General features: G+C 45.2%; 9 protein-coding genes. 1 reads left to right on the top strand and 8 read right to left on the bottom strand.

The genetic code is table 11. The features are described from left to right. Positions 1 to 41: 41 nt before the first annotated feature. The 4 genes from BacF7301_RS20410 to BacF7301_RS20395 form a co-directional block, all read right to left on the bottom strand. Positions 42 to 1,046, bottom strand: a complete 1,005-nt coding sequence (locus BacF7301_RS20410) for a fimbrillin family protein (protein ID WP_167965735.1) — start codon at positions 1,044 to 1,046, stop codon at positions 42 to 44. 26 nt (positions 1,047 to 1,072) lie between these two features. Then, positions 1,073 to 1,957 (bottom strand): FimB/Mfa2 family fimbrial subunit, encoded by an 885-nt coding sequence (locus BacF7301_RS20405; protein WP_167965733.1) that lies wholly within the window; start codon positions 1,955 to 1,957, stop codon positions 1,073 to 1,075. Next, on the bottom strand, positions 1,939 to 3,006 hold the full coding sequence (locus tag BacF7301_RS20400) for a DUF3575 domain-containing protein (RefSeq protein ID WP_167965732.1): 1,068 nt from the start codon (positions 3,004 to 3,006) through the stop codon (positions 1,939 to 1,941). Before BacF7301_RS20400 ends, BacF7301_RS20405 begins: the two co-directional genes overlap by 19 nt. 376 nt (positions 3,007 to 3,382) lie before the next feature. Next, positions 3,383 to 4,423 carry a tyrosine-type recombinase/integrase gene (locus tag BacF7301_RS20395; protein ID WP_245208272.1) on the bottom strand — a complete coding sequence of 347 codons (1,041 nt, stop codon included), beginning with the start codon at positions 4,421 to 4,423 and terminating at the stop codon, positions 3,383 to 3,385. Positions 4,424 to 4,973: 550 nt separating this feature from the next. Between BacF7301_RS20395 and BacF7301_RS20390 the strand changes: the two genes are divergently transcribed. Then, positions 4,974 to 5,468, top strand: a complete 495-nt coding sequence (locus BacF7301_RS20390) for a hypothetical protein (RefSeq protein ID WP_167965730.1) — start codon at positions 4,974 to 4,976, stop codon at positions 5,466 to 5,468. 75 nt (positions 5,469 to 5,543) lie between these two features. On the opposite strand, the gene BacF7301_RS20385 is transcribed toward BacF7301_RS20390, so the two are convergent. From BacF7301_RS20385 to gltB, 4 genes are all read right to left on the bottom strand, one after another. Next, the gene (locus BacF7301_RS20385) at positions 5,544 to 6,308 is read right to left on the bottom strand and encodes a glycerophosphodiester phosphodiesterase family protein (RefSeq protein WP_167965729.1); all 765 of its coding nucleotides are present in this window, start codon (positions 6,306 to 6,308) and stop codon (positions 5,544 to 5,546) included. Between the two features lie 173 nt (positions 6,309 to 6,481). Beyond that, entirely contained in the window at positions 6,482 to 8,149 is a 1,668-nt protein-coding gene (gene asnB, locus BacF7301_RS20380) for an asparagine synthase B (RefSeq protein WP_167965727.1), read from the bottom strand. Positions 8,150 to 8,153: 4 nt separating this feature from the next. Next, a complete protein-coding gene (locus tag BacF7301_RS20375) occupies positions 8,154 to 9,500 on the bottom strand; it encodes a glutamate synthase subunit beta (RefSeq protein ID WP_167965725.1) in 1,347 nt (448 codons plus the stop codon). A gap of 64 nt (positions 9,501 to 9,564) precedes the next feature. Then, the gene (gltB, locus tag BacF7301_RS20370; protein ID WP_167965723.1) at positions 9,565 to 14,169 is read right to left on the bottom strand and encodes a glutamate synthase large subunit; all 4,605 of its coding nucleotides are present in this window, start codon (positions 14,167 to 14,169) and stop codon (positions 9,565 to 9,567) included. Between the last annotated feature and the right edge of the window lie 70 nt (positions 14,170 to 14,239).

Raw genomic sequence — 14,239 nt, 5'->3', positions numbered from 1 at the left:
CGTCCGGAATGGCTGTTATACACTGGTTAGGGTGTCTTCATTTACAGAGAGGCATCTACATTTCCGTCATTCGGCAGTTCAGCAGGTATCCAGGGTTTAATAGTTGCATTGGTTACTTCAAGTCCTGTTTTATTGACAGTGACAGTATACACGTATTCTTTTCCAGCTTCAGTTACCATCTCTGTTTCGCTTTTGTCAGTAAACAGTGTTGTGGTATAAGTAATATCCTTAGTGACATAATGCAATGCAAATTCTAAGCCACCTGGCACTTGCTCTTCCGGACAAAGGATATAGGTAAATTGACCATATTTCGTTCCGTCAATAGTTACATCTTCTCCACTTATACGTGGAATACCATTAGTGGGTTGATATAAAAATGCAAGACTATTTACTGCATTTCTCGGAGTGATAGTGCCTTCTTTAGGATCAAATGTAACTTTAGAATGTAGATTCGGTGATTTAGAGGAGAATATGAGGTCATACCATGATGTAAAAGCCCATGCATCTTGGAAACCTACACCCGCTTTCAAACGAATGACCAATTTACTCATTTTATGGTCAAACTTAAAATTCACGGCAGGACTATTTTTAGTCCCGGTTGCTTTGGCATACATAAAATCAATCCGTTTGTTACTCATTTTTTTCTGCTCTGTTTCCTGGCTGATTATGTCACCTGATATGGTCTTGTAATCAGTCAGATACTGATAAGCTATGCAAGGATAATATGCTGAGAATTCGCCATCGGCAGCTCCGTAATAAATGGCATCATATATGGGGTCAACAGGTTCAAAATTAGAAGTTCCATCCACTAATTTATAGTTTTTGGCTGTATATTCCAGTTCTCCACTAGTGGCATTGACACTAATCATGTCCCCTTTTTGCCATTGGCTATCATTGGTCACGCGTGTCTTTGCCTTATTGATACTGGCCGAAACCTCCAGTGGTACCAATCCGCTCTCTACGGAATTATCCGTTTCATTGTCATTGCTACAAGCAGCCAACGTCACTAACGCTGCTGCCAAAAAATAAGATCTTGAATTCATCATTCTTGTATATTAATAATAATTTATAATCAGTTAGCTTCCACATCTCCTTGTCCTTCTTCCAATCCGGGTGTCCAGTCATTTATAGAACCGGATGCTCCCATTTCTATAGGTAGTTCAAGGTTTGCATCCAGTGTTAATGGTTCTATTGATTGGGAGAAGTTCTTTAATAAATCAGTTAAGTTGCTATTAATCAAATGCGAAGTGCCGTCGTTCATAGTCACTGTTATAGCTAGATTCTGCGATTCAGTGGGAATAATACCTAACAGATTAACGGTAGTAGTGAGCCGGGGAAGATGGTCGGCGGCATCGGTTGACAATTCGAAAGACGGAGTTATTGAAACGTTTTCGGCAGATGACAGTGTACCCGTACGCAAGTCCACAGAAGTGGCAATGCCATTCAGCGTGGTTACGACCCGTTTGAAACGGTTTTCGTCTCCCTCTTTCAGCTTTAGTACCAATGTCAATTGGCGTACCCGTTGCTGCATCTTCACTGTAGTTCGCAGGGTATCGTCTTTTTGTACATCCAGGGTTTGAGCGGCAGAGAAAAGGTATCCAGGGAGCGCTTCAATGGTGTTGCCATCGGTAGTTGTGTTTACTGTGGCGATATTTCCATTGATAGTCATTCCTGAAGGGACATTGTATGCCAATAGTTCATACTGTCCGGGGGTGAACAAGGTATGATAAACATTGGTGGCATCTGTAACCTTTTGGTCGGCAGTGGCACCAATGCGTAGTAAATAGTCGGTAGGCAATACGGATTCCGAAGAACGCATATTCCAGTCAGTCGTAATCTTAATCGCTCCTGTGGTGGGGTGCGGTGTGTTGTAAATATCATCCTTGACGCAGGATGCTGTCAAGAAAGACGCTCCTAGAAAAAGAGCCGTGTATGAGATTATTTTATAAGTTTCCATATCAGTGTGATTCCTAGTTGGTTAATACCCCAGTAGTCTTTTGTTTTCGTATCTTTGCGTACGCGCACATTGTTGATGAGTGTGTACTTGTCATAGTCGGCAGATGTGTAACCGGCTGCGGCATGAAAATCGAGAGAAAGCGAACGGTTCAGGTCGAATATGTAGCCGCCGGTTAGTCCTCCGCCTTGGTAGTTGCCCTGATGTCCGGTATTACCTAGTTTGTAATGAAAATCGCCGGTATGGTACATGGCTCCGAGGAAGCCTTTGCACTGTTTGCCGAGATAGTAGCGTATTTCGGGGGAAACTTTCCATAATGCATAGCGGCGGTTTTTGTTATCCCAGCTCCATGAAGTCCAACTGCCATTGATAAGGACACCGAAATGCTCGTTGATATGCCACTCGATGCCTAAATCAGGAGTCAGGGTAGCCCAGCGAAGCAGGTTGGCGCGCAGAGAGAGATGATAAGGGTTGGACGTTTTCAACAAAACTGCGGGAGTTTCCGAGGAAACAACAGTTTGAGATGTCGGCTCTGCGGGCGCCTCCTGTTTCGGGGTTACTTCTGCGACGGGAGATTTTTCCTTTGCAGGTTCTTGTGTTACTATTGGTTTTTCTGTAATTTTCGCTTTTGGAAGTTGTAAACGGACGATGACGACATGGCGTAAATCTCCGTAAGGTTCAGCATAGTTGTGGGTGATGAAACAGGATTCATTCACTCCTTTACTAAGGATAAGTTCGGATTTTACACGGTTGCTGCGAATCTTCGCAAGTTTCAGATTCTCGGTTACCGTAGGTTGGGAAGCGCAATAACCGTCAACAAGTAAAGGAGCTTCACCGCTCAAGATAGCTGCCTTGTAGGTTTCTACCAACGACAAAAGATTGTCAAGTTGTGTACCATTGCCTTTCCATGGGGTATAGAACATATCCTTATGGGAGACAAAACGAAAGACATAAACGGTGTCCGAAGTCTGGGACTGCGCCAGACAAAGGCTGGGCGACAGAAGCAGCAGGAGTAAAAGTGAAAGAGGAAGATAGAGTTTGCGTGTCAGCATCTTATTTGGATTTTGGTATTAATTTAATCCTCTTAATTTGTATTTTCTCATCTCCGTTACTTTGCAGGTAACGGAAAAACCTTTGTTTTGTCCGGTATGGATGAATCGATATGGAGAAGACGTTAAATGAGAGCTCAAGTTCTCTGCCCCTGCTTTTAAGATAGTGGTAGAGGAATAAATCTTTTGCAAATTTTAGATGTTGATGAAGCACTAATGCGAAAGAATACTATGTTTTATTCGTGTCGTTTCTCTTATAGATTAATATTTTAGAAAAAAGGTATGATTATATTTGCATATATTAATCGTTAACTGTATTTTTGTTGCGTATTCTATTTTCCGTTACCTGCAAAGTAACGTGCTTGTAATTAGTTGTTTATTAGTATTTTAGAACCATTTTTCTTTGATTTTTCCTTCCTTCCGTCTTCCTGCTTACGTAAGAAATTATCTTTCTGTTAACCCGGTCAAGTTCTTCAAGTTCGAAAGGTTTGAGGTAGGTTTCCGTGACTTTCACTGAAGAATGCCCCAAGGCGTTGGAAATCATGCCGACAGGGCATTTGTCGTGGAAGGCAAGCGTTGCCCATGTGTGGCGGGCAGTATAAGATGAGAATTTGCATCTCATTCCTAAAACTTGGGACAGTTGGCTCAGGCGGTAGTTGAACGAACGAAGTACTTGTTGGTAGCGCTGGTATTCCTTGCGGCTTCCCGGTTCAAGAGGTTCATTACCACCTAGAATAGAAAGCAGGTAGGGAGATTTAGGATTGCGGTCGGCGCAGTCACGGAGCAGAGTTTCCGCTTCCTTTGGGACGCTTACCACGAGGAGACGTCTTGTCTTTTGACGGGTATAGCTGATGACACCGTTCCGGTAGTCACATTTGCGTAGGCGGGCAAGGTCGGCAAAGGGCATGCCGCGAAGAAGGAAAAGCAGGGAGAACCAGTTGTTAGCTTCACGGAGTTTATTGCTTAGGGAAGAAAAAAGGGTGGCTTCCCCGAGGATGAAAGTGGATGTTAAGGACAGCAGCCGTGCCATATCATCGGAAGGAAGCGCACGTTTCACGTCAGAGCAGACACCAGTGTACAGATGGTCGAAAAGACCGGGGAGATATGGCACTTTCTTTGCTAAGAGTGCACGGTGATACATCGCACGGAGCATACGTATGTATGTGGAAACGGTATTCATGCTGAGCTGGCGACCTTTCAGGTATTGCTCGAAGCCGCGAAGGACGGGGGAAGTGAATACCGAACGCAGCTTCATTGGGATACAAGGTTTCTGGTACGAATACCAGTAGAGCGTAAAGGACCGCAGCGTACTGCGGTAGACATGAGCCGTGCCGAAACGGCATTCCGATTCCAGATTCTCGACGACGGAAAGCATCAAGCCTTCCAACTTGTTCTGTTCTTTCAATTTTTTTTTTGCCATTGATAATCTTTTTTTTAGAGTTATATGATTAGATATGAAATGTTTAAGGGATATAAAAACGGCTGGGAAAGGATTGTTTACCCACGGCCGCGCATTTTCAGCTTTTTACCCCAATGGACAAATTTAGTTAATATTCATTTTCGCTTTTTAGATATATTATCGAACAATGGCCGCATGTCCTGCGCGCGCAATTAATAATTAGATACGAAGATTAAGACATTTCATTACAAATACAACAATTTACCGCACGCCTTATTTTTGAAAAATCAGAATATTGCGGCTAGTTTTGCGCCCGGATTTAAAGGAAGGCTTCATTCCTCACCGAGAAACGACCGTTTCCTCGGTGAGGAACGGCGTCTTCCTTTTAAAGGAACGGTGCTTTGGTTTTAAACCAAAATAGGCAGTAGTAACCAATTGTATATCAACGTCTTACAGATTCAGAATTCCGTCCCCGAAAGCCATAGGAGTTTTCTCTGCAAATCAAACGGAATTCACAGCCACAAGTGCTGTCTGTACATAAGTTTTTATTACAAACCACATTTTAATTCCCATGGTTACAATTACGTTTGCCGTCAAGCCGTATCTGGCAAGGTACATGTACGTCCGTTACGGACAGTGTTTAGAACTCTCAAAAAGTGGCTCGTCGCCGCAAAGTTCTGTTCCTATTCATCTTTCACATATCAGCCCGATATATCATCTGCTGTATCAGTCGACAGTGCCGCATCCTAAAGGCGCGCCGTGGAAAGAGACGGGGAATATTTGTTTCGTATTGCCAAGTCCGAGAGCCGGGAAGTCGCCCGAAACGTATAATTATATCGGGCGGGATAGTCTGTTGGTTATAGAAAAGGAGATAGAGACGGAGATGAAGGCGGAACTGTACCGCTACCTGCAGGACAACAGGTTCAATAAAGGAGTGATGTATAAAAAGTCCATGCACCGGTTTGTAGAGTATTACGGAATGGAAGAATTGGTGCAAGAGGAAAGTCTCATGCGGGCGTTTCAGAGATGGAATAAGTTGGTGAAGGAAGAATATAGAATAATGTAATTGATAAAGCCACTATCACGTATCTTGAATTTACGTGATAGTGGCTTTTAGATTAAAAAAAGTATCCTTTTAGGATTAGAACTTCTTTAATTCTTCTTGTAATACAACCGGCTCATTGGTAGTAATGAAGTCTACTTTATTCTCAATCAGCCACTTCATGTCTTCTGCCTCGTCCACTGTCCATACATTGACTTTCAAGCCAAGGTCATGAGCTTCTTTAATCCATTCGGGGTGTTTTTTAATCACTCCCATATGATAGTCAAGACCCGCAGCACCAAGCTCTTTTAATTCTTTCGGAGATAAATCACCGTTCAGATAAAATACTGGGGTTCCGGCAGGTGCCAGGCGGATAAATTCTTTCATGGCATGCAGGGAGAAAGTAATATATTCCATGCGGCTCTCCAATCCCATACTCTTTACCATAGCCAAAATTTCCTGCACAGCTTTAGTTTCACGTTTCTTGGTACTGTGTGCTTTAAGCTCGAGTATTAATTGGGTATTGCACTTTTTCCCAGCTTCCAAATACTGCTTTAGACTAGGCAGGTTTTCTCCGTTAGAGAGTTTCAGCCCAGTCAGTGCATCCCCTTTGGAATATTCCATCGGCCGCATTTTATAAACGGGGTCATGGTTGACAATCAGTTTATTATCTTTGGCAATCCATACATCAAATTCTGAACCGTAGCATCCGATGGAATCTGCTTTTTGAAGTGCGGTAATACTGTTTTGTGATGAACCCGGGGTTTTCCAAAAACCACGGTGGGCAATTACTTTTGTCTGTGCCTGCATACAGCAAGCAGTTACTAAAAGGGCGGAAGCCATCATCATTTTCTTTAAATTCATTTGTTTGGTCTTTAAAAGGTTTAATAGATTTAATTGGGTTTGGCTTCAAAAGTATAAAAAAGAAAACGCAAATCAGACAATAATATGCTAATCTGCGTTAATCCTTGGGATTTTAGAATAGAAATGCTACAAAAGAGTAACAGAAATAATCCATCCTATTACTTTTCGACAAGTTAAGTATAGGCTTCTTCATGTATCCCTTTTACCGCGCGTCCGCTTGGCTCATTCAGATTTCTGAAGGCAATATCCCATGCCAGCGCTTCTGCCGTAGAGCAGGCTACGCTGGGAACACTCGGTACGCTACGAGCCGCACTTTCACTGGGGAAATGTTCTTCAAAGATGCTGCGATAATAATATTCTTCCTTGTTTTGCGGAGTATTGATGGGGAAACGTTCGGTTGCATGTGCCATTTGTTCGTCACTTACGGCAGCGGTTGTTATTTCTTTCAATGTATCAATCCAGGAATATCCCACACCGTCACTGAACTGTTCTTTCTGTCTCCATGCTACGCTTTCCGGCAGCATATCGGCGAAAGCCTCACGTACGATTCTTTTTTCAATATCCTTTCCGGGGCACATTTTAGCCTTCGGGTTCAACGTCATTGCCACATCAAGAAACTCCTTATCAAGGAAAGGAACACGTCCTTCTACTCCCCAGGCAGATAAACTCTTGTTAGCGCGGAGACAGTCATACATATGCAATTTTGAAAGTTTGCGTACCGTTTCTTCGTGGAACGCCTGCGGAGTAGGGGCTTTGTGAAAGTAGAGATAACCACCAAAAACTTCATCGGCACCTTCACCGCTCAACACCATTTTGATACCCATGGACTTGATGACACGTGCCAGCAGATACATAGGAGTAGAAGCCCGCACGGTAGTTACGTCATACGTTTCGATGAAATAGATAACGTCACGAATCGCATCCAGCCCTTCCTGCACGGTGTAGTTTATTTCGTGATGCACTGTTCCGATATATTCAGCGACTTCACGCGCTTTTATCAAATCGGGCGCGCCTTTCAGACCGATGGCAAAAGAGTGAAGTTGCGGCCACCAGGCATCGCTTGCTCCGTCTGTTTCTATACGTTTGGCTGCATATTTCTTGGCGATAGCGGAAATGACAGAACTGTCCAGACCGCCGGAAAGAAGTACTCCATAAGGTACGTCACTCATCAACTGGCGATGAACGGCATCTTCTAATGCTGTTTTTACATCGGCGGTTCGGGCATCGTTGTCTTTTACAGTTTCATATTCTGTCCAGTCGCGCGAATACCAGCGTTTCATCTTTCCCTCTTTACTATAATAGTAATGTCCGGGAAGGAATACCTCATATTCGTCACAAAATCCTTCAAGCGCTTTCAGTTCGCTGCCGAAGTAGATTTTCCCCTCTTTATCTTTACCTATATATAAAGGTATAACGCCGATAGGGTCGCGGGCAATCAGGAACTCATCTTTCTCTTCGTCATAAAGGACAAAGGCAAAGATACCACTGATGTCTTCCAGGAAATGAATACCTTTATCTTTATAAAGGGCAAGAATAACCTCACAATCACTTCCTGTCTGGAAATCATATTTTCCGGCATATTTTGCACGAATATCACGGTGGTTGTAGATTTCACCGTTTACGGCGAGCACCTGTTTACGGTCGGGTGAGTATAAGGGTTGCCCGCCACTTTGCGGGTCGACAATAGAAAGACGTTCATGTGCCAGGATGACACTTCCGCCTACATAGATTCCGCTCCAGTCCGGTCCGCGATGACGGATTTTCTGAGCCATTTTCAGTGCTTTGTCTCTTAGCTCTTTGGTCTGAGCTTTTATATTGAGTATACCTGCTATTCCACACATAACTTTAATTTTTGGTTGTTAAATAAGCATCTATTTCCGCAGCCGCTTTCCGTCCGCCTGCCATGGCACGTACTACCAGACTGGCTCCGGTAGCTGCATCTCCGGCAAGAAATACATTATCAGCAAATTGCGGTTGTTCCGGTTTCAAGAATCCCATAGCCAGCAATACCATATCCACTTCGATTACCTCTTTTTTTCCGGTAGGTTTCATTGCCGGACGTCCACCGTCTGTTGCCGGAATCCATTCTACCTCTTCCACCTCTACACCTGTCACCTTTCCGTTCTTTCCGAGGAACTGATTGGAAGTCAGGCACCAGCGTCGTGTGCACCCTTCTTCATGGCTGGAAGTTGTTTTGAAGACTATCGGCCATTGCGGCCACGGAGTAGCCGGATTATGTCCCACAGGCGGTTTAGGCATGATTTCAATTTGAGTTACACTGATAGCTCCCTGGCGTACACTGGTTCCGATACAATCCGAACCGGTATCTCCACCACCGATGACAAGCACCTTTTTTCCTTTGGCATTCACTAATTTATCTTTTGGGAAAGTCTGTCCTTCCAAAATCCTGTTTTGTTGCGCCAGCATTTCGAGGGCAAAATGAATACCTTTCAATTCCCTTCCCGGAATAGTTAAATCTCGTGCTGTTGGTGTACCTGTGCAAATGCAGTAAGCATCGAACCCTTCCGGCAGATGATTGACATCAATTTCTACCCCCATTTCGAACTTGATTCCTTCCGCTGCTAATATATTCATGCGTCGGTCAATCACATTCTTATCCAGTTTGAAGTTGGGGATACCGAAGCGGAGCAGTCCGCCGGGTGCTTCGTCTTTGTCAAATAATGTGACACTGTATCCTTTCAGGTTCAACTGGTTCGCTACAACCAGTCCGGCAGGGCCTGCACCAATTACCGCAACTTTTTTTCCGTTTCTTTTCGGCTTTTGTACCTGTATATATCCCTCGCGAAAGGCTGCTTCAACAATAGCCGCCTCATTTTCACGAATTGTCACAGGTTGGTCGCATGACAGTTTTAATACACAAGACTTTTCGCAGAGGGCAGGGCAGATACGTCCTGTAAATTCAGGAAAATCACAAGTGGATGACAAAACTTCGTATGCCTCTCTCCATTTTCCCTTGAATAAGGCATCCTGCCATTCCGGTTGTTTATTCCCTATCGGGCAAGCCCAGTGGCAGAAAGGTACGCCGCAGTCCATGCAGCGGGATGCCTGCAACTTACGGCTGTTTGTATTCAACGTCTGTTCTACCTGACTATAATCAGTGATTCGTTCGCTCACAGGGCGGTATCCCGCTTCCTGTCGAGGTATATTTAAAAAAGCTTTAGAGTCTCCCATTTTCTTTTAAGTTTAATTTTAGTTCCGCATGGAAACCTGGATCCGGCACCTTGCCGGTTGCCGGTTAATAGTCTCTTTGCATGTCTGCAATTTTCTGTTGTAACTTTTTCATCTGTTCTTCCTGCAATACTTTTTTGTATTCGATAGGTACTACCTGGATGAATTGGTCTACATAATGATTCCAGTCGTCAAGCATTGTTCGTGCCAGTTTGGAGCCCGTGTACAGGTAGTGCTGGCGAATCAGTTCGTGTAACTCCTTCCGGTAGCTTGCTTCTTCGATAAGGGACAATTCCACCATCTCCATATTACAGAAATAATCGAAGTTGCCGTCTTTGTTCCATACATAGGCTACACCGCCACTCATGCCGGCTGCAAAGTTGCGTCCGGTTTGTCCGAGGACTACAACGCGTCCGCCGGTCATATATTCGCAACAGTGGTCGCCTACACCTTCCACTACGGCGACGGCACCCGAATTACGTACGGCAAAACGTTCTCCTACACGGCCGTTGATATACACTTCACCACTTGTGGCGCCATAAAGCAAAGTATTGCCGGCAATTGTATTTTTATCAGCTTCGAAATTGCTGCGGATAGGGGGAAGTACGGCGATACGTCCGCCGCTCAGACCCTTGCCCAAATAGTCGTTCGCTTCCCCTTCCAGTTTAAAGTTGACACCCGGCACAAGGAATGCACCGAAAGACTGCCCTGCCGAACCTTTGAATTTCACATTCAACGTATGTTCCGGCAATCCCTTAGCTCCATGCTTCTTCGCGATTACTCCCGAAAGCATAGCACCTATTGCACGGTCTGTATTCGCAATCGTATATTCTAAAGAGATTTCTTTCTCATGTTCGATGGCATCTTGGGCGGCATCAATGATAGCCACATCCTTTACAGTAGAGATTCCATGCTCCTGGTCGGTGACATGACGGATAGCGGCAGCATTATCAATACGTGCCAGCATCCTGGTGAAATCAATCAACGCATGCTTCGGATTCGGGTCGTCCGCTACGGATTTACGTTCAATCAAGTCTGTACGTCCGATAATATCATCCAGCCGGGTAAATCCCATTTCAGCCAGATGTTCACGGACTTCCTGCGCCAGGAACGTGAAGAAATTGACTAAATATTCACTGCGTCCGTGGAAACGTTTACGTAATTCCTCATTCTGTGTGGCAACTCCTACAGGACAAGTATTCTGATGACATTTACGCATCATCACACAACCTAATACAATCAGTGCAGAGGTGGCAAAGCCATATTCTTCGGCTCCCATCAATGCCATTAAGATAATATCCCGTCCGGTTTTCAATTGCCCGTCAGCTTGCAGAACCACCTGGCCACGGAGTCCGTTCAGTACCAATGTCTGCTGTGTCTCGCTCAATCCCAGTTCGGGAGAGATACCCGCATAACGGATAGAAGAAGCGGGAGAAGCTCCCGTACCACCTTCGGCACCGGAAATAACGATTAAGTCCGCTTTTGCCTTTGCCACACCTGCGGCAATCGTGCCTACACCACTTTCCGCGACCAGTTTCACACTGATTTTGGCCTGTGGATTTACGTTCTTCAAATCGAAAATCAATTGAGCCAAATCCTCAATCGAATAAATATCGTGATGAGGCGGGGGAGAAATCAGAGAAATTCCCGGAATAGAGTGGCGTGTCTTGGCAATCACGTCGTTTACTTTGAATCCCGGAAGTTGTCCGCCTTCACCCGGCTTTGCCCCTTGGGCTATCTTAATCTGAATCTCGTCAGCATTAACCAAATATTCCGCCGTTACACCGAAACGTCCCGAAGCAACCTGCTTGATTGCACTTCGCAAAGAACTGCCGTCCGGTAGCGGTTGAAAACGGGAAGCGTCTTCACCGCCCTCACCAGTATTACTGCGTCCGTGAATCTTATTCATGGCGATAGCCATTGCCTCGTGAGCTTCTTTGCTGATAGAGCCGAAAGACATGGCACCCGTAACAAAACGGTGCAAAATATTCTCTACCGGCTCCACCTGGTCGATAGAAATCGGATTGCGGCGGAATCCCAGGAAATCACGCAGGAAGATAGGTTTCTCCTTGTCATCCACCAAGTGAGTATATTCCTTGAATTTCTTATAACTGCCCAACCGGGTAGCCAATTGCAGCGTACTGATGGTTTCGGGATTCCATGCATGCTTTTCTCCGTCTTTGCGGAATGAATATAAACCGGTAAGAAGTTGAGAATGGAGAGTTGAGAGTGGAGAGTGAGACTCCGCATGGCAACTCTCCACTCTCAACTCTCCATTCTCAACTTCTCCCACTCCTTCCTCATGAAAAGCAATGGCGTCTCTGGCAATCTCTTCCAGACGGATACCCCCGATTGGTGAACCGAGTCCCCCGAAATAAGCCTTGCTTAACTCTTCGCTCAAACCGACAGCTTCGAAAATCTTTGCACCGCGGTATGAACGGATGGTGGAGATACCCATCTTGCTCATAATCTTGAACAGACCTTTGCAGATGGACTTGATATAATTCTTCTCAGCCGTAGCATAGTCCAATTGAATATCTCTATCTTTCACCAATTGGTCAAGTACCGCAAATGCCATATACGGATTCAATGCGCTTGCTCCGAAGCCGAGTAATAAGGCTGCGTGCATCACTTCGCGTATTTCACCGCTTTCTACTACCAGTGCCGTCTGCACACGTTTTCCAACGGAAATCAGATGATGATGAACAGCGCTTACCGCCAGAAGGGACGGGATTACTGCATGGTCGGCATCCACATCACGGTCACTCAGAATGATATAGTTCACGCCTTCCGTCACGGATTCTTCCGCCATTTTGCAAAGTCCGCCCAGTGCTTCCTGAAGCCCGGCTTTTCCTTTCGCTACTTCAAAAAGCATCGGAAGCTTTACAGTCTTAAAACCTTTATAGCGGATATTACATAAAATATCCAATTGAGTATTGCTTAGAATCGGATGGTTCAGACGCACCATCTTACAATGGCTTTCGCTCGGTGTCAGAATATTCATGCCGACAGCACCGATATATTCCGTCAATGACATCACCAGTTCCTCGCGTAGCGGGTCAATCGGCGGATTCGTCACTTGGGCGAATTGCTGGCGGAAATAATTGTAGAGCAATTGCGGCTTGTCCGAAAGTACAGCCAACGGGGTATCGTTGCCCATTGAATGGATAGGCTCTGCGCCGGTGCTTGCCATAGGCATAATCAGTCTTTCGATGTCCTCTTTTGAATAACCGAAAGTACGGAGCATCCGGTCATAGTTTTCTACATGATGAGACACTTTGCGCCCGCTTTTCAATTCGTCCAGTTCGATACGGTTGGTAGCCAGCCATGTGCGGTAAGGTTTTGCTTCCGCCAATTGCTTTTTCAGTTCACCGTCGTAATATATTTCGCCCTTTTCTGTGTCAATCAATAGAATCTTACCCGGTTGCAGCCGTCCTTTTTCTTTAATATCTCCCGGTTCGAAATCCATTACGCCGACTTCCGAAGCTACTACCATCATATCATTTTTCGTAATCAGATAGCGGGCGGGACGCAGGCCGTTACGGTCGAGCATACCGCCGGCAAAACGTCCGTCGCTGAACAGCAGGGCGGCAGGTCCGTCCCAGGGCTCCATTAATATAGAGTGATATTCATAGAAAGATTTCAAATCTTCACTGATGGGATTCTTCTCGTTGAAAGACTCCGGTACAAGCATTGCCATGGCGTGAGGCAGGCTCAATCCCGACATTACTAAAAATTCCAGTACATTATCCAATGAAGCACTGTCACTCATACCCGGCTGTATAATCGGACGAATCTCTTTGATATCTCCGAGAGTGGGAGAGGAAAGTACACTTTCGCGGGCTTCCATCCAGCCGCGGTTACCGCGAATCGTATTGATTTCACCATTGTGTGCCAGGAGACGGAAAGGTTGTGCCAAACCCCATGTCGGGAACGTGTTGGTACTGAAACGGGAGTGTACCAAAGCCAGTCCGCTGGTAAAGTAACTATTCGTCAGGTCGGGATAATAGTTGCGTAGTTGCAATGACGAAAGCATACCTTTATATATAATGCTTTTTGTGGAGAGCGAAACGACATAAAAATCCTCTTTCGCCGGAATGGCTGACATTCTGACTTTATTTTCGATTCTCTTACGAATCAGATACAGTTTGCGGTCGGCAGTCTCCGTTTCCGTAAATCCGGTGATAAATACCTGTTTGATATCCGGTTCATTGGCCAAAGCCGCTTCTCCCAGGATTTCCGGGCAGGTAGGTACATTCCGCAGATGCATCAGCGTAAGCCCTTCCTTTTCGATTTCTTCGATGATGATACTCAAAATAGCTGCCTGGTCTTTTTCATTTTTGGGCAGAAAAAGCAGACCGGTGCCATAACGTCCCTTTTCCGGAACGGGGATGCCTTGTAATAAAATAAACTCGTGCGGGATTTGTAACATAATGCCTGCACCGTCTCCGGTCTTGTTGTCCGCACCCTCGGCGCCGCGGTGGCGCATGTTCTCCAATACCTTTAAAGCCGACTCAACAATGTCGTGTGACTTTTCTCCGTGAATGTTTACCAGCATACCAACACCGCAGGCATCGTGTTCGTATGCCGCGTCGTACAAGCCCGCCTGTTTGGGCTGTCGTTGGTAAGGGAATCCTTCTGTTTCGTTGTTAAAAAGTTCTTGTTTCTTCATTCTTACTAGCTTTATTGTATGATAATACCTGTTTGATGTATCAAAATGTTCGGCAAAAATAAGTATTTAA

Origin of the sequence: Bacteroides faecium (assembly GCF_012113595.1) — a bacterium.
Lineage (GTDB): Bacteria > Bacteroidota > Bacteroidia > Bacteroidales > Bacteroidaceae > Bacteroides > Bacteroides faecium.
Note: the sequence above shows the minus strand (reverse complement) of the source record. Positions and strands in the feature narration are given on the sequence as shown.